We start from the raw sequence: 20,112 nt of genomic DNA, 5'->3' as shown, positions 1-20,112 counted from the left end.
CGTCACCCCGGCCTTGTGCCGGGGTCCACCGTGTCGCACACATGCACCGACTGGATGCGCGGCACCGTGGATGCCGGAACGAGTCCGGCATGACGACCAGGGGGAGCGGCAATGAAGCGGAAATGGATTCTCTGGCTCGTCGCCCTGCTGATGGTCGCCGTGCTCGCTTTCTTCGCGATCGCGCCCGGCATCGTCGAGCGCGGCATGAACAAGGTCGTCGCGACCAAGCTTCCCGCCGTCACGCCCGAGACGCGGAAGCTCCACGCCAGCCTCCAGATCGCCGACCTCCACGAAGACACGCTGCTGTGGAAGCGCAGCCTTAACGATCGGTCGGAGCGCGGCCAGGTCGACCTGCCGCGGCTGATCGAGGGCAATGTCGCCCTCCAGGTCTTCTCCTCGGTCACCAAGACGCCGAAGAACCAGAATTACGACGCCAACGGCGCCGACACCGACAACATCACCATGCTCGCGGTGGCGCAGCTCCAGCCGCCGCGCACCTGGACGTCCTTGCTCGAGCGCTCTCTGTTCCACGCGCAGAAGCTCGGCCGCGCCGCCGCGGCGTCGGAGGGCAAGCTGCGCGTGATCCGCACCCCCGCCGATCTCGACGCGCTGCTCGCCGCTCGCGCGAAGGGCAGCAAGACGGTCGGCGGGCTGCTGTCGATCGAGGGCCTGCAGAACATGGAGGGCAAGCTCGCCAATCTCGACCGGCTCCACGCCGCGGGCTTCCGCATGGCGGGCCTCACCCACTTCTTCGACAATGAGCTGGCGGGATCGATGCACGGCATCGCCAAGGGCGGCCTCACCCCACTGGGCCGCGCGACGATCCGCCGCATGGAACAACTCGGCATGGTCGTCGACATCGCGCATGCCAGCCACAAGTCGGTCGCCGAGATCCTCGCGATGGCCAAACGCCCCGTCGTCTCCAGCCATGGCGGGGTGCAAGCGGTGTGCAAGGTCAACCGCAACCTCTCCGACGACGAGATTCGCGGGGTCGCGAAGACCGGCGGGGTGATCGGCATCGGCTATTGGGACGCCGCGATCTGCGGCACCGAGCCGGAGAAGGTCGCCGCCGCGATCGCGCATGTCCGCGATCTGGTCGGCATCGACCATGTCGGCCTCGGCTCCGACTTCGACGGCGCGGTCACCACCGGCTTCGATACGGCGCAGCTGGTGTTCGTGACTCAGGCACTGGTCGATCGCGGCTTCACGCCTGAGGAAATCCGCAAGGTGATGGGTGGCAATGTGCTTCGCGTGTTGCGCGCGGGGATCGCTTCTGCACAGTAAGTTGGCACTTGCGGAAGGCACCTCTATAGGCGCGCGCATGGAGCGGCTGGACGGAGCGGTCGCGGTTCCGGCGCATCTGCGCGGCGGGATCGTGGCGCTCGGCAATTTCGACGGATTTCATCGCGGGCACCAAGCGGTGGTGGGCCGCGCGGTCGAGCGCGCGCGCGCCGAGGGAAGACCGGCGATCGTCGCCACCTTCGATCCGCACCCGATGCGCTATTTCCGGCCGCAGACGCCCTCCTTCCGCCTGACCACGCTCGACCAGCGCCAGCGGCTGTTCGGCGAGGCCGGCGCCGACGCGATGCTGGTGTTCGGGTTCGACGCCGCGCTCGCCGGGCTGCCAGCGCGCGCCTTTGCCGAGCAGCGCCTCGTCGAGCTGATCGGCGCGGGCGGGGTCGTCACCGGCGCCGACTTCACCTTCGGCAAGGGCCGCGACGGCGATGTCGGCGTGCTGCATGCGCTCGGCCAAGAGCTCGGCTTCAGCGTCGATACCGTCGCCCCGGTCGAGGATGGCGACGAGGTCATCTCATCGAGCCGCATCCGCGAGGCGCTGCAGGCCGGCAAGCCGCGCGACGCCGCCGCTTTGCTCACCCGCCCCTTCGCGATCGAGGGCGTGGTCGAGCCGGGCGCGAAGCTCGGGCGCGAGCTCGGCTATCCCACCGCCAACCTCCAGCTCGGCAATTATCTCCGGCCGCGCTACGGCATCTATGCGGTGCGGGGACGCCTCTCGGACGGTCGCGTCCTAGAGGGAGCCGCCAATCTCGGCATCCGCCCGAGTATCGAGCCGCCAGTCGAGCTGCTCGAGCCCTATTTCTTCGACTTTTCGGGCGACCTCTACGGCCAGACCATCGAGGTCGAGCTGATCGAATACCTCCGCGACGAGGCGAAGTTCGATTCGCTCGATGCGCTGAAGGCCCAGATCGCCGCCGATTGCGACGCGGCGCGCAACGCGCTGCGGAAGTATACACTTGGTTGACACTATCAGCGCCGTTTTCACGCGCTCGCGGCAACCCTGACGGTGAATTTCAAAGAGCGGCGGCGCGATGCCGCCGAACGAGCCAAGCAGGCGAAATCCAACATTGCAAGCACGTTCCGCGCCCTGCTGAACCAATCTTCTTCCCCCGCCGCCCCACACAAGCTAATCCCCGCCCCCAAATGACCGAAACCACCGATTCCGCCCGCGACTGGCGCGACACCGTCTTCCTGCCGAAGACCGACTTCCCGATGAAGGCGGGCCTTGCCGCCAAGGAGCCCGCGATCCTCGAACGCTGGGCGAAGATCGGCGTCTATGACCGGCTGCGCGAGCAGCGGAAGGGGCGCGAGCGCTTCATCCTTCACGATGGCCCGCCCTACGCCAATGGCGACCTGCACATGGGGCACGCCATGAACAAGATCCTCAAGGACATCGTGGTCCGCAGCCAGAGCCTGATGGGCAAGGACGCGCCCTATGTCCCCGGCTGGGACTGCCACGGCCTGCCGATCGAGTGGAAGATCGAGGAGCAGTATCGCGCCAAGAAGCAGAGCAAGGACGAGGTCCCTCCGGCCGAGTTCCGCGCCGAATGCCGCGCCTATGCGGAGAAGTGGGTCGGCATCCAGCGCGAGCAGTTCAAGCGGCTCGGCGTGATCGGCGACTGGGACGATCCGTACCTCACGATGAAGTCCGACGCCGAGGCGACGATCGCGGGCGAGCTTCTGAAGTTCGCGACCAGCGGCCAGCTCTATCGCGGCGCCAAGCCGGTGATGTGGTCGCCAGTCGAAAAGACCGCGCTGGCCGAGGCCGAGGTCGAATATGAGGACGTCGTCTCGACCCAGATCGACGTCGCGTTCGAGATCACGGAGGCGCCGAACGCGCCCGAGCTGGTCGGCGCGCATGCCGTGATCTGGACGACCACGCCGTGGACGATCCCGGTGAACCAGGCGCTCGCCTATGGGGAGGAGGTCGAGTACCGTCTCTTGACGCTCGACCCGACCGCCGTCGGGTTGTCTGGGACGGACGCAGGCGCCGTCTCGATTGAAGAGGTCGAAGCCGCACTTCGCACCATCGGCTTTCCCGTAGGCGCCCGAGTCTTGATCGCCGATGAGTTGATCGAAGCATTTGGTGACCGGCTCAGTCGTGCGCTTAAGTTGGCTGGCTTGGATGCGGCTCGCTATTCGGGTATCCGCTTCTTCTTCGACGATGCGATTGATCCGAAGGCAGCTTCGCCAGCCTTGACCATCAAGGGCATCCAACTTGCCGGCGCCGCTGCCCGCCACCCGATGCACCATCTCGGCGGCTTCTTCGCCAAGCCGCGTCCGTTCCTGCCCGGCGACTTCGTCACCACCGATGCCGGTACCGGCCTCGTCCATATGTCGCCCGATCATGGCGAGGACGATTTCCTGCTGTGCAAGGCGCACGGCATCGATCCGGTGTTCGCGGTCGACGATGCGGGCTTCTACCGCCCCGACTGGCTGTGGCTCGGCGGGCAGGGATCGGTCATCAACAAGAAGTTCGTCGCCAGCGACGGGCCGATCTGCACCGACCTGCGTGAAGCCGGCGCGCTGCTCGCCGCGTCGGACGATTTCGCGCACAGCTATCCGCATTCGTGGCGCTCCAAGGCGAAGATCATCTTCCGCTGCACGCCGCAGTGGTTCATCCCGATGGACGGCGCTCGCCACAACATCGTCGCCCCAGCGGAAGCTGGGGCCTCTGGCCGTGGGGCGGGGCAGGAGCCGCAGGAGACCCCAGCTTTCGCTGGGGTGACGGGAAGAGCTGGGACGACGGGAAGAATCGCAGGTTCCGTCCCCCACGAACTCCCCGCCTTCGCCGCCGATGCCGGCTTCGGCCCGATCGTCAACCCGACCAATTCCCCCACCCTCCGCCACCTCGCGCTCGATGCGATCGAGCGGACGCGGTGGGTGCCGGAGCGTTCGATCAACCGCATCCGATCGATGGTCGAAGGCCGTCCGGACTGGGTGATCAGCCGCCAGCGCGCCTGGGGCGTGCCGATCCCGCTCTATGTCCACCGCCAGACCGGCGACTATCTGCGCGACGAAGCGGTCAACGCGCGCATCCTCGACGCCTTCCGTCAGGGCGGCGCCGACGCGTGGTTCGGCGCGGACCATCAGGCGCTGCTCGGGTCAAACTATGCGCTCGCAGACTATGAGGTGGTCAACGACATCCTCGACGTGTGGTTCGACAGCGGCTCGACCCACAGCTTCGTGATCGAGGCGCGTTACGGGGAAGGAACCCGCGCGAACCTCTATCTCGAAGGCTCCGACCAGCATCGCGGCTGGTTCCAGTCGTCGCTGCTGGAAAGCGCCGGCACGCGCGGCCGCGCGCCGTACGACGCCGTGCTCACCCATGGCTTCGCGCTCGACGGGCAGGGCCGCAAGATGTCGAAGAGCCTCGGCAACGTCGTCGATCCGCTCAAGATCATCGGCGAGAGCGGCGCCGACATCCTGCGCCTGTGGGTCGCGCAGACCGACTATTTCGAGGACGTCCGCATCGGCAAGGAAGTGCTCGCCGGCACCGGCGACGCCTACCGCAAGATCCGCAACACCTTCCGCTATCTGCTCGGCGCGCTCGACGGCTTCACCGATGCCGAGAAGGTCGCGGTGGGCAAGATGCCCGAGCTCGAGCTCTACATCCTCCACAAGCTCGGCGCGCTCGACGTCGAGCTGCGCGCGGCGGCGGAAGCGTTCGAGTTCAACCGCTACGCCCGCGCCCTGTCGGACTTCATGAACGAGGACCTGTCGGCCTTCTTCTTCGATATCCGCAAGGACTGCCTCTATTGCGATGACCCGGACAGCCTCAAGCGCCGCGCCTATCGCACCGTGCTCGACCTGCTGTTCCACGCGCTGGTCCGCTACGCCGCGCCGATCCTCGCCTTCACCGCCGAGGAAGTGTGGCAGGCGCGCTATCCGAGCGAGGACGGGTCGGTCCATTTCCTCGAATGGCCCGAGCTGCCCGCGCTGCCCGGCGACGACGCGATCTCGACCGAGTGGGCCGACATCCGCGCGTTGCGCGAGAAGGTGACCGAGGCGATCGAGCCCTATCGCCGCGAGAAGACGATCCGGTCGAGCCTCGAGGCCGAGGTGACGGTGCCCGAGATGCTGCGCCCCGCCGCGGAGCTGGCCGAGGTGTTCATCGTGGCCGATGTGAAGCTTCAGGACGGCGACGTCACCGTCGCGCGCACGGACCATGAGAAGTGCGGCCGTTGCTGGCGGCTGCTGCCGGAGGTTGAAGCCGAGGGCGCGCTGTGCCACCGCTGCGCCCAGGTAGTTGGATGACGTTGGCCTCATGAATCGCAATCGTACGCTTGGCTTCGCGCTGGCCGCGCTGATCTTCGTCGCCGATCAGGCGATGAAGGCGTTCGTGGTCGAGGGCCTCGGCATTGCCTACCCCGGCGCGGTCCGGGAGATCCTGCCGTTCTTCGACCTGCGCTTCGTCGCCAACAACGGCGTGTCGCTCGGGATGCTGGCGGCGGAGACCGAATGGATGCGCTGGGCGCTGGTCGCGATGACCGCGCTGATCGCCGCGGGCGTCGGCTGGTGGATGCTGCGCGAGAAGAACCGCGGCGACCTGTTCGCGCTGGCGCTGGTGCTGGGCGGCGCGCTCGGCAACATCGTCGATCGCGTGCGCTTCGGCTATGTCGTCGATTATGCCGATCTGCACGTGTGGACGCCGTGGAATCCCGAATGGCGCCCTTTTTTGGTCTTCAATGTCGCCGATGCTGCGATTACCATCGGCGTCGTGATCCTGCTCATCCGGGCGCTGTTCGTGCGTGAGAAACCCAAGGCCGATGAACCCGGCGCCCCTGTGGAGAATGCCAATGCGTAAGTCTGTCCTCATCGCCGCCGTCGGCGGATCGGCGATGCTGCTCGTGAGCTGCGGCAGCGGCGGGATGCTCAACCGCAAGCGGCCCGACGAATTCGCCGTGGCACGTCAGGCGCCGCTGGTGATCCCGCCCGATTTCGCGCTGCGCCCGCCCCAGCCCGGCGCACCGCGCCCGCAGGATTCGGGCGGCCCGTCGCAGCAGGCGCTCGACGCGCTGTTCGGCGGATCGGCCCAGCGCAGCGCATCCGAGCAGGCGGCGATCCAGGCCGCGGGCGGCAACAGCGCCGCCGATGTCGGCGTGCGCTCGTCCGTAGGCAGCCCCGGCACCAATGTGATCGACAAGGGCAGCACCACCCGCGACATCGTCGCCGCCCCGCAGGGCGACGGCCGCGACGCGCGTGCCGCAACCGGCGCGACCCCGGCAGCTCCGGCCCCGGCGCCTACGCCCACGCCGACCCCGAACTGATCCGCCCAGCAGCCGATACGAAGAAGGGCGCCGGAAGCGATTCCGGCGCCCTTCTCGTTTGCCTTGCCCGCGGCGATCAGAAAGCGGCGGTCAGCGACACGACGACCGTCGACCCTGCGATGTCGCCGCCGGTGGTCTTGGAGAAGTTCGGCATCAGATAGGCGCTGTCCGCCGCGCTGATGTCGGTGTCGATGTACGACACGCCCAGCGTCAGGCCCTTGAAGGTCAGGTCCGCGCCCAGCGCCCAGTCCAGATACTTGCCGGTCGGGGCAAGGCTGGTGCCGTTGGGGCCGAGGCCGTCATTGCCGTCCGAATAGCCGAGATGCGCGCGCAGGCTGAGCGGCGTGTTCGGCACGGCCAGAACCGCGTCGCCCGACACATAGATATTGTCCTCCTTGTCGCCCGGGAAGCTCGGCGTGCCCGCCGCGGCCGCAGCGGCATCGGGATAGACCCGGCCCAGCGCTTCCTGCTTCGGCGCATAGGCGACGCCACCGGTCAGCGTGACCGGGCCGACGGTGCCCGACAGCTTGACATAGGGCTCGAAGAAGTCGGTTTTGTCGAGGCCGCCCGGATACATGTAGTAAGTCACGCCGACATCGAGCGTGGCGCCTTCGGCGACGGGGAATTTGTAGCCCGCGATGACGTCCAGCTCCATGTTCGCGCCCAGGAAGGTGCCCCAGCCGGCGAGGTTCGAGCCCCAGAAGCCGATATAGGCGCCGCTTTCGTGCGCGATGGTGACGCCGCCCTGCAGCGCGACTTCCTTGTCGGTCTGTGAGACGCCGCGGAAGCGATAGTCCGACGCCAGCGTCACGCTGCCCGATACGGTGATCGGCTCAGGCGCTTCGGTGGCCTCTTCCTGCGCGAAGGCGGGGGTTGCGGTGGCGGCGAGCAGCAGCGCGCCGAGCGTGAGTTTGGTGAAACGCATGGGATCCCTTTCGTTGAATCACGATTCGGTCCCAACCTGCAGTCGGCCAGTCCGCCATGTTGCTCTAAGACCTGAAAGGTCCCGGCATGGCTGGTCCTGCCCGATGTGGATAAAGCTGCACCAATCCGCCGCAACGCACAATTCCCTTTTGCGCTGCGGCATGCATTGCGCCGCCGCTGTGGCGGCGGCGCAACAGAGTTGTCACAGTTGAAACGGCTCAGCGAACCGCGACGATCGCGTCGACCTCGACCGCCGCGCCGCGCGGCAGCGCCGCGACGCCGACCGCGGCGCGGGCGTGGCGCCCCGCTTCGCCGAACAGCTTCTCCATCAACTCCGACGCGCCGTTGCCGACCTGGGGCTGCTCAGTGAAGCCGGGCGCCGAGTTGACGAAGACACCGAGCTTGACGATGCGCTCGACCCGATCGAACCCGCCCAGCGCCTTGCCGATCTGCGCGACGAGCATCAGGCCGCAGCGCTCGGCCGCCTCCTGGCCATAGGCGACGTCGCGATCCTCACCGAGGCGGCCGGTCATCACCGCCCCGTCCTTGAACGGAAGCTGGCCCGAGATGTGGAGCAGCCCGCTCGCCAGCACGGTCGGCACATAGGCGGCGACCGGCGCGGCGGCCTCGGGCAGGGTCAGGCCGAGTTCGGCGAGCTTGGCGTGGACGTCAGTCATCTAGCATCTCCCAGGGTTGCGAGTTCGGTTGCGGGCTGGCCGGCGGAAAAGCGCGCAGCGATCCAGCGCTGCGCCTCGCGCCAGTCGTCGATCCGGGCATGGGCGTGCGGCGCAGCAGGCACGAACGCGGCCATCTGCGGCTCCGACACCATGTGCAGCCGGAACACATGCGGCGCGGCACGCGCGACCGATTCGTGGTGCTGGGCAAGATCGTCGACGAACACCGCGACCCCCGCGCCATGCTCCTCGACCAGCTGCGCCACGGGACGGCCCTTGCCGCCCTGGTTGCACTCCACGCGATGGACGATGCCATGCGTATCGAGCTGCGCGATGCGGTGCTCGCGGCAATGGTCCTTCAAATTGGTGAGGATGACGATGTCGGCGGCCTCCGCCAGCGCCGCCAGCGCCTCGCGCGCATGCGGCACCAGGGTCTGCCGCGCCATCTGCCCCGGGAAGAAGCCGTCGAGATAGCCCCACATCGCCTCGGCCGTCAGCGCGGCGCCGTCACGGCGCCTCATGGCGTTGGCCCAGTCGTGGTTCGACACGTCGAAGTCGACGTCGTGCGCCTCGTCGAGCCAGGCGCTGAAATGCCGCACCATGTGCAGCAGCACCTCGTCGCAATCGCAGATCAGCAACGGCCTCATGCGCGCTCCAGCCTTTCGCGCGCCGCCACCAGCGCCGCCGGCCGCGAACCGATCGCCTCGGCGCAGGCGACCAGGTCGGGCTCATAGGCTTCGAGGAACCCCAGCACCGCGGCGAGCACCGAAGGCTCGCCCGCCCGCGCACGCAGGTCGGCAGGTGTCAGGCCGGTCATGTCGAGCAGCCGATGCGCGCGTGCGGCGTCGGATACCGTCCAGCCGAGCGCGGCGAGTGCCAGCGCGGTTGCATCCTCATTTGTCTCGCCAGCGCGCATCGCCTAGAGCTTGCCCGATCTCTTTGATGGATAGATTGCGCGTGGCAAAAAGGGTGCTGGTTGTCGAGGACAACGAACTCAACCTCAAACTTTTCTGCGACCTGCTACGCGCGCACGGCTTCGAGACCTCGCCGGTGCGCGACGGGCGCGAGGCGGTGGCGACCGCGCGCGCGTTCAACCCCGATCTGGTGGTGATGGACATCCAGCTGCCGCATATCTCCGGCCTCGACATCATCGGGCGGATGCGCGGGGACCCGGCGCTCAAGGGCATCCCGGTGATGGCGGTCACCGCCTATGCCGGGCAGGAGGACGAGGCGCGGATCCGCGCTGCCGGCGCCAACGCCTATGTCACCAAGCCGATCTCGGTGATGCGCTTCGTCGAGGAAGTGCGGGCGCTTTTGTGATGTCACTCCTCCCTGAAGGGGAGGAGTTCAAACGGAAAAGGCCGCCGGGCGATTCGCCCGCGGCCTTCAGCCCCGTCCGTGCGGGGCAGTGCGATCCGGCCGGGGGCCGGATTACTTGATCTTCGCTTCCTTGAACTCGACGTGCTTGCGCACGACGGGATCATACTTGCGGAAGCTCAGCTTCTCGGTCTGGGTGCGCGGGTTCTTCTTGGTCACATAGAAGAAGCCGGTGTCAGCCGTGCTGACGAGCTTGATCTTGACGGTTGTCGGCTTGGCCATCGCCCGAATCCTGCAGTCTGGTTCAAAAGAATAAAGCGGCCGCGCGCTGGCAGGCCGCTGTCAGGGGTGGGCGCATGCCCCGTGAGGCGCGCAATGTCAAGCGCGCGGTCGCTTTGGCGGCGGATTAGCTCGGTGTTAACCATATCAGGCGCACCGTCCCCTTCACGGGATCGCAGGGGGAGAACCGCATGTGACCGATGCACGCAACCGGGTGCTGGCGATCGAGCTTGGCCAGCGAATCGATTCGATCGGCGCGCGCGCGGCGCGAGCCGCAACTGCGGAGCTTGCCGCCGACCTCGATGCGATCCGCCGGATCGCGCTCGCCAACGGCATCACCCCGGCGCTCCCGGTGGTGCACGCGCTCGAAGCGGCGCTCGCCGCAGGGCAGCGCGGGCCGATGATCGCGGACGGGCTTGCGCTGCTGCGCGATGCCGTCAGCTGCGGGCGCGACGATCCGCGCACCGCCGCTGCCTTCACCGCCGCCTGCGCGATCCGCCTTGGTGCCTGATCTGGTATATCGGGCCTGATGGATTCGCTGGTTCCCGCCTTCGTCGCCGTGCTGCTGGCTCAGGCGGGGGACCGCTCGCCCTGGCTGGTCGCGATCCTGGCCGACCGCTTCGGCAAGCCCTTCACCGTCGCCCTCGCCGCCTTCCTCGCGCATGCGGCGGGCAATGCCGTGGCGGCCATAGGCGGCGCGCTGATCGCGCCGCTGCTCACGCCCGATGCGCGGCAGCTGCTGGTCGCGCTGGCGCTGCTGTTCGCGTCGATGGGCGCGCTGTGGCGACAGAAGCCCCCCGAGCGGCTCGACGGTTGGAAGCTCGGCGCCTTCGCGACATCGCTGTTCGGCGTCTTCATCCTCGCCGCGGGCGATACGACGCAATTCCTTACCTTCGCCTTCGCCGCGCATGGCCCCTCGCCGGTGCTGGCGGCGATCGGGGCCACGATCGCGGTGCTGGCGGTCAACACCGCCGCGGCGCTGCTGGGCGAGAAGGCGTGGCGCAAGCTGCCGATCCGCGCCTACCGCATCGGATTCGGCCTGCTGTGCCTCACCACCGGCCTGATCCTCGCCGCGGGCGCCTTGCGGCTGATCTAGCCGCTCGATTACCCTGATCACCCTTTTCGCAGCGCAGCAGCGGACCCTATATGGCAAGGGATCGTTTCATTGCCGACTCAACCGATCAGGAGTGAATCATGGCCGACCCGAACGCCGCGCTGAAGACGCCGACCGACCTCAACCGCAACGACACCAAGACCGTGGCGCAAGCGCTGAACGGCATCCTGGCGGACAGCTATGCGCTGTACTTCAAGACCAAGAATTTCCACTGGCACGTCTCCGGCCCGCATTTCCGCGACTATCACCTGATGCTCGACGACCAGGCGGCGCAGATCCTCGCCAGCACCGACGTGATCGCGGAGCGCGTGCGCAAGACCGGCAATGCCACGCTGCGCTCGGTCGGCGACATCTCGCGCCATCAGACGATCGAGGACAATGACAAGGATTTCGTCGCGCCCGAGGCGATGCTCGCCGAGCTGCGCGAGGACAATCTCAAGCTGATCGCGCTGCTGCGCGAGGCCAAGGAGATCGTCGACGAGGCCAAGGACAATGCCACGAGCGGCATCCTCGACGAATGGACCGATCAGGCCGAGGAGCGCGCCTGGTTCCTGTTCGAGGCCAGCCGGAAGGGGTGATGCACGATAACTCCTCCCCCGGAGGGGGAGGTGGCACCGCGCAGCGGTGACGGAGGGGTATTCTCCACCAGTGGTGACGCCAGTGGTGAGCTACCCCTCCACCAGCTTCGCTGGTCCCCCTCCCCCTCCGGGGAGGAATGGAGTTAGCGGGGCGTGGGCGCGTCCCGGCGGATCAGCCCTGCCTCCTTGAGCTCCGCCCACAAGTCCGCCGGGATCGGCTGCGCCATCAGCGCCAGCGCATCCTCGACCTGCCGGACCGAGCCCATGCCCGGCACCACCGACGCCACCTGCGGATGCGCGAGCGGGAATTGCAGCGCGGCGGCGGCGAGCGGCACGCCGTGGCGTGCGCAGAGATCCTCGATCGCCCCCACCCGCGCGACGATCTCCGCCGGGGCGGGCTCGTAGTTGAAGTTGGGGATCGCCCCGCCATGGCGCACGCCCTTGGCGAGGATGCCCGAGTTGTACGGCCCCGCGATCACCAGCCGCACCCCGCGCTCGGCGCAGAGCGGCAGCAGGTCGTCGAGCGGGTCCTGCTCGAGCAGCGTATAGCGCCCGGCGAGCATGATCAGGTCGACCTCGCCTTCGCCCAGCATCTCGACGCACACCGCGGTCTCGTTGACCCCCAGCCCGATCGCGCCGACCGCCCCGGAGTCGCGCAGCTCGCGCATCGCGCGATAGCCGCCGTCGAGGAACTCGCGGAACAGCCGGGGATGCGCATCGCCATGCGCGAAGCTGCCGATGTCGTGCGCATAGAGGATGTCGATGCGGTCGCGCCGCAGCCGTGCGAGGCTGCCCTCGTACGAGCGCATCACCGCGCCGTAGCTGTAGTCGAACATGCTCTCGTACGGCTCAGGCGAGACGAACGCCTGGCGCACCGCCGACAGATCGGCGTCGGGCCGCGGATCGAGCCGCCGCCCGACCTTGGTCGAGACGATCGCGCTCTGCCCGGGATCGAGCTCTGCCAGCGCCGCGCCCAGCCGCTTCTCGCTGAGGCCGAAGCCGTAATGCGGCGCGGTGTCGAAATAGCGGATGCCGGCGTTCCACGCGCGCGCCACGACCTCGCGCGCCTGATCCTCAGGCACTGCGCGATAGAGGTTGCCGATCGACGCCGCGCCGAAGGCGAGATCGCCCAAATTCGTTAGGCGCTCGATCATGCGAACGTCCGCACGTCGCCGGTCGCGATCCCGCTGCTGTCCTTGGCCGACACCGCGCTCTCGCGCGGCTTGTCGGAGACCAGCCCGTCGATGATCGCGCCCTCGACATTGCGCAGCGCCACCGTCGGCCGCGCATCAGGCTTCTCGACGCTGAAGCGGCAGTCCTTGATCGTCAGGCGCCTGGCATGCCGCGCCCAGAAGCCGGAGGCGGGCAGCGTCTTGAGGTAGCTCACCTCGAGGCTGGTCTCGCGGCGATATTCGGGCTCGCGCGCCGCATCGGCCGCGGTGCCGCCGCCCGGCGAGTGCACCTCGACGCCATGGAAGGTCACGTCCTCGATCGGGCCGTCGGCGAAGCCCTCGACGCCGCACGGCTCGCGCCAGTCGCCGCCAGAGACCTGCACGTCCTCGAAGCGGATGCGGCGGATCTTGCCGACCGGCGTGCCCTTGGGCGCGCGCATGCGGGCGCCGTGGTGAACGAACAGCGGGTGGTTGACCGGATCGCGCAAGGTGATCCCGCTCACCGACACATCCTCCATCGTGCCCCCGTCGACGATGCCGATCAGGATGCCGCGGCTGTTGGTGCAGATGCAATCGGCGATGCGCACGTTGCGGAAGCCGCCGATCGTCTCGGTCCCCATCTTGATCCGTCCGAGTACGCCATTGCCGTCGGGCGAGCCGTAATCGGACAGGCGGTAAGTGCCGTCGAGCAGCGAACCCATCAGATAGCCGCTGGTCTTGCAGCCCTGGACCAGGATGTCCTCGCACACCACCTTGCGGCCCAGCGCGCCGCTGCTCTTGAGCACGATCGCATCGTCCTTGGGCGCGTTGACGGTGCAGTTGACGACGCGCACGTCGCGGCAGCAGTCGATATCGATCCCGTCGCGGTCGGTGTCGATGACGATGCCCTCGACGCCCATGTTGGTGCAGCCATGCGCGATGATGCCGAAATGCCCGGCCTGGAGGATGGTGAAATCCTGAAGCCGCACGTTGCGGCAGTTCATCAGGCCGACCGTCTTGTTCGCGCGCCCGACCTGCGCCGCCTCCTTGAGATCGCGCAGCATCTGTTCCTTCGGCGTGATGCCCAGCGCCTTGGACGAGCGCCAGTGCGCGCGCTGCCACCAATGATCCCCCGGCCCCTCGCGGTCGAGGCCCAGGCCGTGGAGCATGCCCGGGCCGACCACGCCGATGTTCGACGCGCCATCGGCATAGATCAGGCTGTTGTGGACATGGGTGATCCCGAAATCCTGGAACTGCTCCTCCAGATAATTTTCGGGGGGATCGTAGTTGCGGCCGTGGATGTCGGGGTTCGCCGCCTCGATCACCGCGCCGGCGGACAGCACCAGCGTGACATTGTCGAGCAGCCGGATCGAGAAGCTGAGATACCGGCCCGGCGGCACCAGCACCACGCCCCCGCCGCGCTTCGCCGCCGCCTGCACCGCGCGGTTGATCGCCGGGCTGTCGATCGCGCGCCCGTCGCCCCGCGCGCCGTGCTTTCGGATGTCCTCCACGCCATGGCCGTCGAGGGCGACCTGCGCCGCGGCGGGCGTGCCGAAGATGAGGGCCAGCAGCCCGAGGGTCGAGCGGCGATCGATGCTTGCATGATGCTCAAACATAATTCATCATACGAATACAGAGGGCATTGTCCACGCCGCAATCTACCCATTGGAGAGTTTATGGGCCGTCTCGAAGGCAAGATCGCACTGGTGACCGCAGCGGGCCAGGGCATCGGCCGGGCCACCGTCGAAGCGTTCGTGCGCGAAGGCGCACGGGTGATCGCCACCGACGTCCGCGCCGAGGCGCTAGACGGGCTCCAGGGCGCGGAGACGCGCCAGCTCGACGTGACCAGCAAGGAGGCCGTGCAGGCGATCGCCGCCGAATTTCCCGAGCTGAACGTCCTCTACAATTGCGCGGGCTTCGTCCATGCCGGCACGATCCTCGATTGCGACGAGGATGCGTGGGATTTCTCCCAGTCGCTCAACGTGACGGCACAGTACCGGATGATCCGGGCGGTGCTGCCCAACATGATCGCGCGCGGTGGCGGCTCGATCATCAACATGTCGTCGGTCTGCTCGAGCATCAAGGCGGTGCCCAACCGCTTCGCCTATGGCGCGACCAAGGCGGCGGTGATCGGCCTCACCAAGTCGGTCGCGATCGACTATGTGACCCAGGGCATCCGCTGCAACGCGATCTGCCCGGGCACGGTCGAGACGCCCTCGCTGATCCAGCGCCTGCACGATACCGGCGATTTCGAGAAAGCCTATGCCGAGTTCACCGCGCGCCAGGCGATGGGCCGGTTCGGCCGGACGAGCGAGCTGGCGGCGCTGGCCGTCTACCTCGCCAGCGACGAGAGCGCCTTCACCACCGGCACGGTCAATGTGATCGACGGCGGCTGGGTGAACTGAAAAAAAGACAGGAGAGGTTCCCGATGATTGCACGGACGCTGGCGCTGGCCGCCGCGCTACTTTCCGCTTCGACCGCACTGGCGCAGGTGACGGTGCATGTCGCGCCTGGGGGCAACGACCGCAATCCGGGGACCGAGGCGAAGCCGGTCCGCAGCCTCGAACGCGCGCAGGCGCTGGTGCGTGCGAGCAATGCCAAGGATGACGTTACGGTCATCCTCGCCGACGGCACCTACAAGCTCACCAAGCCTTTGGTGTTCCGCCGCGTCGATGGCGGCCTCAACGGCAAGAGCGTCGAGTGGCGCGCCGCGGACGGCGCCAAGCCGGTCATCTCCTCGGGCATCGAGGTCACGGGCTTCGCCTCATACAACGAAGAGCGCCGCATCTATGTCGCCGCGACCCCCAAGGGGCTCGACACGCGCCAGATCTGGGTCAACGGCACCACCGCAGAGCGGCCCTGGGTCGAGCTCAAGGCCTCCGACGTCAAGTTCAGCGCGAACGGCTTCGAGATCACCAACCCGAAATACGCCTATATCGGCAAGCTCGCCCGCCCGGACCGGCTGGAGCTGGAGGCGACCGGCTTCTTCACCGATCGCTATTCGCCGGTGAAGTCGATCAGCGGCACCACCGTGACGATGCAGCAGCCCGCCTGGGACAACAACAGCTGGGGCTATGACACGGTCACCAAGCCGATCTTCCCCGATGATTCGCGGCTGTTCCTGGTCAATGCGCTGGAGTTCATCGGCAAGACCAACGACTGGCATGCGCGCTATCACCAATGGGTGATCGACCCTGAGGCGGGCAAGCTCTACCTGCGCACCGGGATCGACGAGGATATCAAGGATTTGAAGGTGGTCGTCCCCACGCTGGAGACCCTAGTGTCGATCAGCGGCACCCCCGCGGCGCCGGTCGAGCGCCTCGCCTTCCGCGGGCTCACCTTCGCCCACACGTCGTGGATGGGGCCGAGCAAGCCGACCGGCTACGCCAACCAGCAGAGCGGCGCCTATTTGAGCGACGTCTCGCCGATCCGGCCGAAGGACGCGTGGGAGAAGTGCGGCTGGGGCTGCGTCGAGTTCGAATCGATGCGCCTCAAATGGCACCAGATGCCCGCCGCGGTGCAGGTTTCGGCAGCGCGCGACGTGACGTTCGAGGGCAACCACTTCACCCAGCTCGGCCAGATCGCGCTCGGCATCGGCAACGAGCCGGTGGCGCATCTGACTGGCGTGGGTTTAGCGACCGACGGCATCCGCGTATCGCGCAACCGCTTCTCGGTCCTCGCCGGCGGCGCGATCATGGCGGGCGGGGTGCGCACCGACGCGCATCACCCGACCGACCCCAACCTGATCAACCGCAACCTCGTGATCGAGGACAACACGGTCGTCACCGTCAGCCAGGACTATAAGGACAATGCCGCGATCCTGACGACGTACATCGACGGCGCGACGATCCGCCACAACGACATCTCGGACGCGCCATACGATGCGATCGCGGTCGGCTGGGGCTGGGGCTATAACGACGCGGGCGGCAACCCGAATTACGACGAGAACCAGAAGGGCTATGTCCACAACCCCAAGTTCACGACGCCGACCACGCTCAAGAACACCCTGGTCGAGGGCAACCGCATCCATGGCGTGAAGCTGTGGTACGAGGATGGCGGGGCGATCTACAACCTCTCGGCCAACCCCAATTCGGTGATCCGCAACAACCACATCTTCGACATCTCGAACCGCATCGGCATCTATCTCGACGAGGGCAGCAAGCACTTCACCGTGACCGGCAACGTCGTCGAGACCGGCGGCAAGTGGCTCAACATCAACACCGCCGGCAAGATGTACCGCCGCAAGATCTCGACCGACAACCGCGCCTCGGGAAACTGGCACAATTCGATGTCGACCGGCGGGCGCTGGTTGCCTGAGATCGGCAACGACGCGCGCGGCAACTTCCTCGTCCCCGACCGCGACTGGCCGGCCGAGGCGCGCAAGGTGATCGAGGCGGCGGGCCCGCGGGATTAGTTCTCGCGAGGAGCGGCTTTACTTCCAGTCCGCATCACGCGCGGCCTTCTCGGCGGCGGCGTCGAGCGGGTCGCCGGCCATCATCGCCTGCGCATCGGCCATCATCGCCGCGGCGGGGGAACCGGCCTGCCGATAGGCCGCGTCCCGCTGCGACACGCCGCCATAGAGCCGCTCGATCCGCCAGTCCTCGCCCTGCGCGCAGGCGATGCCGCCGGTCGCGCCGGATTCGAAGGTCCTGCACCAGCGTTGCGCGCCGTCGCGGAAGGTGACACCGACGCGCACCGGCGCATCGGGCGCCTGCGCCGATGCGAGCTGGGTGGCGAGCGCCTTCGCGACCTCGCCGCTCGCGATCGCGGTCCCGTCGCGCATCGCGACGCCGCCGGGATCGCGCGGGAGGACGAGCGGCCCCGCGAGAAGTCCCGCGACCAGGCTCGCGGCGACCGCACCCATCCAGAAGGGGCGCTCGCGGCGGGCCGGCCTGGGAGCGAGCGGGACGACCTTGGCGGACGCGCTCAGCATGGCCTCTACCGAAGACGGGACGGATGCGGCGGCGACCGGCTCGAACGCAGCGCGGAGCGATGCGGTGAGCTTGCGATGCTGCTCGACCTGAGCGGCGAGCGCGGGGTCGGCGGCGATCGCCGTCTCGACGCGCCTGGCCGCGATCGGGTCCAGCTCGCCATCGGCATAGGCCATCAGCATTTCGGGACCGATCGTCATGCCGCTTCTCCCAGCCGTGCCATCAACGCCTCCCGCCCGCGCACCAGGCGCGAGGTGAGCGTGCCCATCGGGATGTCGAGGATCGCGGCGGCCTCCTTGTACGCAAAGCCCTCGATCACCACGAGTGCCACCGCCTCGCGCTGCTCGGGGGGCAGGGTACGCATCGCCTGGGCGACCTTGCCCAGCTCGACCGCCATTTCCTGTTCGCCCGCGGCGCCGACGCGTTCCCCGGCTTCGGGGGGGACGAAGGTCTCGCCGCGGCGGGTTTCGGCGCGGACGGTGTCGATCCAGAGGTTGCGCATCAGTCGGTACATCCAGTTATCCAGTCGCGTTCCCGGCTCCCACTGGTCGCGTTTGAGAAGCGCGCGCTCGACCGATGCCTGAAGCAGGTCGTCGGCATCCGCCGCGCTGCGGGCGAGCGCATGCGCGAAGCGGCGCAACCGCGGCAGATGGCCCAGCAATTCGTCCTCAAAGCGCAATCCGTGAAGCCTTTTCGCTTGCCGGGATGAAACGGATGCCGCCGCACGTTTCATCCAGCATGACGCGGAAAATTCGCAAGTCTAGGATGCAGGGCATGTGGCTGGCACGGATCGTCACCGGAGGGTTGCTGCTCCTCGCATTGCCGGGGAGCGCGCAGCTGCTGCCGCAATTGCCTTCGGTGCCCCCGCTCGGCGGTGCGGTGGATCGCGTGAGGGGCGGGATCGGCGATCTCGACCGCGCGCTCGACGACGCGCAATCGCTGGCCCGAGCGCAGGTCGAGCGGACGCGCGCGCTGGTCCGCCGCCATCCCGACCGCATCACGCTCGATCCCGAGGGCAATGCAGTCCGCGCACGCGAGCTGGTGATGCTCGATGCTGATCGCCCGGTGATCGACTCGGCAGCGGGGCGGGGATTCCGGTTGATCGAGCGCGTCGAGCTGGACGAGCTGGGCATCGCCTATGCGCGGTTCGAGACGCCGCGCGGCATGGCGATCGGGCGGGCACTGCGCGAACTGCGCAAGGTGGCGGGCGGGCGCGAGGTCAGCGCCGATCCGCTGTATTTCGCAAGCGGCGGCGCAACGATGCCAGCCACATCCGCGGCGGCTCCGCCACAGGCGAGCGCGGCGGGGCGGATCGGGATCATCGACGGCGGCGTGCGCGCGGGGACGGCGGCGCTTGCCGCGCAACAGGGATTCGCCGCTGGCGCGCCGCGCGCGAACGATCACGCCGCGGCGATCGCCTCGCTGCTTGCAGGAGGAAGTGGCATCCGCGCGAGCGCGCCGGGAACGCAGCTCCTTGTCGCCGATATCTATGGCACCGATCCGGCGGGCGGCAACGCTGCGGCGATCGGCCAGGCGGTCGCCTGGATGGTGCGCCAGAAAGTCCCGGTGGTGGTGGTCAGCCTGACGGGCCCGCCCAACGCGCTGCTCGCGCGGGTGGTCGCCGCGGCACGGCGGCTGGGGACGATAGTGGTCGCGGCGGTGGGCAATGACGGTCCCGCCGCCCCGCCCGCTTACCCCGCGTCCTACCCGCAGGCGATCGCCGTTACGGGCGTGGATGCCCGCGGGCGCCCGCTGATCGAGGCGGGTCGTGCGCTCAAGATCGACTATGCCGCGCCGGGCGCGGACCTGCTGGCGGCGGATGCGGGCGGACGGGCGCGGCGAGTGCGCGGCACCTCCTATGCCGCGCCCTTCGTCGCGGCACGGCTTTCGGCGCATCTCGGCAGCGGCGGGATCGACGCGGCGATCCGCAGGCTCGACGGCGAGGCGAAGGATCTCGGCAAGCGCGGCGCCGACAAGCAGTTCGGTCGAGGGCTGATCTGCGGCGATTGCGCCACCCGCCCGCGCTGAAACTTTCTTCGGATTAAACCCGCAGCCGCATCCGTTCCCCATGTGAAGCGCGCCGCAAAGCCCGGCGCGCGGACGATGGAGGAAGCGATGAAAACCCTGTTCCTTTCGGCCGCCGCGGTCGCGGCCCTCACCCTTTCGGCGCCCGCTTCGGCTCAGCTGCTGGGCGGCAATGGCGGCGGCCTGACCGGCGGCCTCGGCGGTCAGATCGGCGGCACGCTGGGCGGCACGCTCAGCCGACCTGGCGGGAGCATGCTCGATCGCCCGATCAGCCGCCCGCTGGAGCGCGTACCGCTCGACCGGCTCGACGCACCCGTCGAATCCACCACCCGCGCCGCCAAGCGCGCCCGCGGATCGGCCGAGGTCGACCGCAGCATCGACCGCCGCAGCGGCAAGGCAAGCGCGAGCGGCCGGGCCGATGGCAGCATCGGCGGCACGCTCGACAACCAGACCAGCGCGCTCGGCCGTCGCGCCGGGCTGTCGGGCAGCGGCGCGGCATCGGGCAGCGCGTCGGGCGGGGCATCCGCCGACCTGATCGGCACCGATGACCTCC

The 20,112-nt window shown here is 68.2% G+C and carries 21 protein-coding genes and 1 pseudogene; 13 read left to right on the top strand and 9 right to left on the bottom strand.

Annotation, left to right across the window (positions count from 1 at the left end; genetic code table 11):
- Positions 1–111 precede the first annotated feature (111 nt).
- From VGD28_RS08090 to VGD28_RS08070, 5 genes are all read left to right on the top strand, one after another.
- Positions 112–1,284 carry a dipeptidase gene (locus tag VGD28_RS08090; protein WP_331027825.1) on the top strand — a complete coding sequence of 391 codons (1,173 nt, stop codon included), beginning with the start codon at positions 112–114 and terminating at the stop codon, positions 1,282–1,284.
- Positions 1,285–1,321: 37 nt separating this feature from the next.
- A complete protein-coding gene (locus VGD28_RS08085; protein WP_331027824.1) occupies positions 1,322–2,260 on the top strand; it encodes a bifunctional riboflavin kinase/FAD synthetase in 939 nt (312 codons plus the stop codon).
- A 179-nt stretch (positions 2,261–2,439) separates the two neighbouring features.
- Positions 2,440–5,553, top strand: a complete 3,114-nt coding sequence (locus tag VGD28_RS08080; RefSeq protein WP_331027823.1) for an isoleucine--tRNA ligase — start codon at positions 2,440–2,442, stop codon at positions 5,551–5,553.
- Between the two features lie 10 nt (positions 5,554–5,563).
- Positions 5,564–6,103 (top strand): signal peptidase II, encoded by a 540-nt coding sequence (gene lspA / locus VGD28_RS08075; protein WP_331027822.1) that lies wholly within the window; start codon positions 5,564–5,566, stop codon positions 6,101–6,103.
- Positions 6,096–6,566 (top strand): DUF3035 domain-containing protein, encoded by a 471-nt coding sequence (locus VGD28_RS08070; protein ID WP_331027821.1) that lies wholly within the window; start codon positions 6,096–6,098, stop codon positions 6,564–6,566. Before lspA ends, VGD28_RS08070 begins: the two co-directional genes overlap by 8 nt.
- 76 nt (positions 6,567–6,642) lie before the next feature.
- Here the strand turns inward: VGD28_RS08070 and VGD28_RS08065 are convergent, their stop codons facing one another.
- The 4 genes from VGD28_RS08065 to VGD28_RS08050 all read right to left on the bottom strand — a co-directional run bounded on the left by VGD28_RS08065 (position 6,643) and on the right by VGD28_RS08050 (position 9,080).
- Positions 6,643–7,491 (bottom strand): TorF family putative porin, encoded by an 849-nt coding sequence (locus tag VGD28_RS08065; protein ID WP_331027820.1) that lies wholly within the window; start codon positions 7,489–7,491, stop codon positions 6,643–6,645.
- Between the two features lie 217 nt (positions 7,492–7,708).
- Positions 7,709–8,167: a RidA family protein gene (locus tag VGD28_RS08060; protein ID WP_331027819.1), complete on the bottom strand. Its 459-nt coding sequence runs from the start codon at positions 8,165–8,167 to the stop codon at positions 7,709–7,711.
- Positions 8,164–8,811 (bottom strand): HAD family hydrolase, encoded by a 648-nt coding sequence (locus VGD28_RS08055; RefSeq protein WP_331027818.1) that lies wholly within the window; start codon positions 8,809–8,811, stop codon positions 8,164–8,166. The genes VGD28_RS08060 and VGD28_RS08055 overlap by 4 nt, the downstream gene beginning before the upstream one ends.
- A complete protein-coding gene (locus VGD28_RS08050) occupies positions 8,808–9,080 on the bottom strand; it encodes a DUF3572 family protein (protein WP_331027817.1) in 273 nt (90 codons plus the stop codon). The genes VGD28_RS08055 and VGD28_RS08050 overlap by 4 nt, the downstream gene beginning before the upstream one ends.
- 41 nt (positions 9,081–9,121) lie before the next feature.
- Here VGD28_RS08050 and VGD28_RS08045 point away from each other — a divergent pair, with 41 nt between their 5' ends.
- The gene (locus VGD28_RS08045; RefSeq protein WP_331027866.1) at positions 9,122–9,484 is read left to right on the top strand and encodes a response regulator; all 363 of its coding nucleotides are present in this window, start codon (positions 9,122–9,124) and stop codon (positions 9,482–9,484) included.
- A 111-nt stretch (positions 9,485–9,595) separates the two neighbouring features.
- On the opposite strand, the gene rpmG is transcribed toward VGD28_RS08045, so the two are convergent.
- On the bottom strand, positions 9,596–9,763 hold the full coding sequence (rpmG, locus tag VGD28_RS08040; RefSeq protein ID WP_066571778.1) for a 50S ribosomal protein L33: 168 nt from the start codon (positions 9,761–9,763) through the stop codon (positions 9,596–9,598).
- Positions 9,764–9,953: 190 nt separating this feature from the next.
- Here rpmG and VGD28_RS08035 point away from each other — a divergent pair, with 190 nt between their 5' ends.
- From VGD28_RS08035 to VGD28_RS08025, 3 genes are all read left to right on the top strand, one after another.
- Entirely contained in the window at positions 9,954–10,271 is a 318-nt protein-coding gene (locus VGD28_RS08035; RefSeq protein WP_331027816.1) for a hypothetical protein, read from the top strand.
- An 18-nt stretch (positions 10,272–10,289) separates the two neighbouring features.
- Positions 10,290–10,856, top strand: coding sequence for a TMEM165/GDT1 family protein (locus VGD28_RS08030; protein WP_331027815.1), 567 nt, complete (start codon positions 10,290–10,292; stop codon positions 10,854–10,856).
- 98 nt (positions 10,857–10,954) lie between these two features.
- Positions 10,955–11,452 (top strand): DNA starvation/stationary phase protection protein, encoded by a 498-nt coding sequence (locus VGD28_RS08025; protein WP_331027814.1) that lies wholly within the window; start codon positions 10,955–10,957, stop codon positions 11,450–11,452.
- A 143-nt stretch (positions 11,453–11,595) separates the two neighbouring features.
- Here VGD28_RS08025 and VGD28_RS08020 read toward each other — a convergent pair whose 3' ends face one another.
- Together VGD28_RS08020 and VGD28_RS08015 are read right to left on the bottom strand one after the other, a co-directional pair.
- A complete protein-coding gene (locus tag VGD28_RS08020; RefSeq protein WP_331027813.1) occupies positions 11,596–12,606 on the bottom strand; it encodes an aldo/keto reductase in 1,011 nt (336 codons plus the stop codon).
- Positions 12,603–14,219 carry a rhamnogalacturonidase gene (locus tag VGD28_RS08015; protein ID WP_331027812.1) on the bottom strand — a complete coding sequence of 539 codons (1,617 nt, stop codon included), beginning with the start codon at positions 14,217–14,219 and terminating at the stop codon, positions 12,603–12,605. The genes VGD28_RS08020 and VGD28_RS08015 overlap by 4 nt, the downstream gene beginning before the upstream one ends.
- 60 nt (positions 14,220–14,279) lie before the next feature.
- Here VGD28_RS08015 and VGD28_RS08010 point away from each other — a divergent pair, with 60 nt between their 5' ends.
- Positions 14,280–15,008 carry an SDR family oxidoreductase gene (locus VGD28_RS08010; RefSeq protein WP_331027811.1) on the top strand — a complete coding sequence of 243 codons (729 nt, stop codon included), beginning with the start codon at positions 14,280–14,282 and terminating at the stop codon, positions 15,006–15,008.
- A gap of 23 nt (positions 15,009–15,031) precedes the next feature.
- Positions 15,032–17,017, top strand: a complete 1,986-nt coding sequence (locus tag VGD28_RS08005; RefSeq protein ID WP_331027810.1) for a right-handed parallel beta-helix repeat-containing protein — start codon at positions 15,032–15,034, stop codon at positions 17,015–17,017.
- Between the two features lie 18 nt (positions 17,018–17,035).
- On the opposite strand, the gene VGD28_RS08000 is transcribed toward VGD28_RS08005, so the two are convergent.
- Positions 17,036–17,734: an anti-sigma factor gene (locus VGD28_RS08000; protein ID WP_331027809.1), complete on the bottom strand. Its 699-nt coding sequence runs from the start codon at positions 17,732–17,734 to the stop codon at positions 17,036–17,038.
- Positions 17,731–18,213, bottom strand: coding sequence for an RNA polymerase sigma factor (locus VGD28_RS07995; RefSeq protein ID WP_331027808.1), 483 nt, complete (start codon positions 18,211–18,213; stop codon positions 17,731–17,733). Before VGD28_RS07995 ends, VGD28_RS08000 begins: the two co-directional genes overlap by 4 nt.
- A 95-nt stretch (positions 18,214–18,308) precedes the next feature.
- On the opposite strand from VGD28_RS07995, the gene VGD28_RS07990 reads away from it, so the two are divergent.
- The gene (locus tag VGD28_RS07990; protein ID WP_331027807.1) at positions 18,309–19,562 is read left to right on the top strand and encodes a S8 family serine peptidase; all 1,254 of its coding nucleotides are present in this window, start codon (positions 18,309–18,311) and stop codon (positions 19,560–19,562) included.
- Positions 19,563–19,649: 87 nt separating this feature from the next.
- Positions 19,650–20,112, top strand: a pseudogene (locus VGD28_RS07985) (hypothetical protein); the annotation flags it as partial.

Source organism: Sphingomonas sp., from assembly GCF_036402235.1.
GTDB lineage: Bacteria > Pseudomonadota > Alphaproteobacteria > Sphingomonadales > Sphingomonadaceae > Sphingomonas.
The sequence above is the reverse complement of the archived record's forward strand: the minus strand, read 5'-3'. Positions and strand labels throughout refer to the sequence as shown.

Bases quoted from the DNA above. Each gene is read 5' to 3' on its own strand.
- VGD28_RS08080 (WP_331027823.1), top strand. From the start codon at position 2,440: ATGACCGAAACCACCGATTCCGCCCGCGACTGGCGCGACACCGTCTTC.
- VGD28_RS08015 (WP_331027812.1), bottom strand. From the start codon at position 14,219: ATGTTTGAGCATCATGCAAGCATCGATCGCCGCTCGACCCTCGGGCTG.
- VGD28_RS07990 (WP_331027807.1), top strand. From the start codon at position 18,309: ATGTGGCTGGCACGGATCGTCACCGGAGGGTTGCTGCTCCTCGCATTG.
- VGD28_RS08020 (WP_331027813.1), bottom strand. From the start codon at position 12,606: ATGATCGAGCGCCTAACGAATTTGGGCGATCTCGCCTTCGGCGCGGCG.
- VGD28_RS08055 (WP_331027818.1), bottom strand. From the start codon at position 8,811: ATGAGGCCGTTGCTGATCTGCGATTGCGACGAGGTGCTGCTGCACATG.
- VGD28_RS08070 (WP_331027821.1), top strand. From the start codon at position 6,096: ATGCGTAAGTCTGTCCTCATCGCCGCCGTCGGCGGATCGGCGATGCTG.
- VGD28_RS08065 (WP_331027820.1), bottom strand. From the start codon at position 7,491: ATGCGTTTCACCAAACTCACGCTCGGCGCGCTGCTGCTCGCCGCCACC.
- VGD28_RS08030 (WP_331027815.1), top strand. From the start codon at position 10,290: ATGGATTCGCTGGTTCCCGCCTTCGTCGCCGTGCTGCTGGCTCAGGCG.
- VGD28_RS08010 (WP_331027811.1), top strand. From the start codon at position 14,280: ATGGGCCGTCTCGAAGGCAAGATCGCACTGGTGACCGCAGCGGGCCAG.
- VGD28_RS08085 (WP_331027824.1), top strand. From the start codon at position 1,322: ATGGAGCGGCTGGACGGAGCGGTCGCGGTTCCGGCGCATCTGCGCGGC.
- VGD28_RS08060 (WP_331027819.1), bottom strand. From the start codon at position 8,167: ATGACTGACGTCCACGCCAAGCTCGCCGAACTCGGCCTGACCCTGCCC.
- VGD28_RS08090 (WP_331027825.1), top strand. From the start codon at position 112: ATGAAGCGGAAATGGATTCTCTGGCTCGTCGCCCTGCTGATGGTCGCC.
- VGD28_RS08050 (WP_331027817.1), bottom strand. From the start codon at position 9,080: ATGCGCGCTGGCGAGACAAATGAGGATGCAACCGCGCTGGCACTCGCC.
- lspA (WP_331027822.1), top strand. From the start codon at position 5,564: ATGAATCGCAATCGTACGCTTGGCTTCGCGCTGGCCGCGCTGATCTTC.
- VGD28_RS08005 (WP_331027810.1), top strand. From the start codon at position 15,032: ATGATTGCACGGACGCTGGCGCTGGCCGCCGCGCTACTTTCCGCTTCG.
- VGD28_RS08025 (WP_331027814.1), top strand. From the start codon at position 10,955: ATGGCCGACCCGAACGCCGCGCTGAAGACGCCGACCGACCTCAACCGC.
- rpmG (WP_066571778.1), bottom strand. From the start codon at position 9,763: ATGGCCAAGCCGACAACCGTCAAGATCAAGCTCGTCAGCACGGCTGAC.
- VGD28_RS08000 (WP_331027809.1), bottom strand. From the start codon at position 17,734: ATGACGATCGGTCCCGAAATGCTGATGGCCTATGCCGATGGCGAGCTG.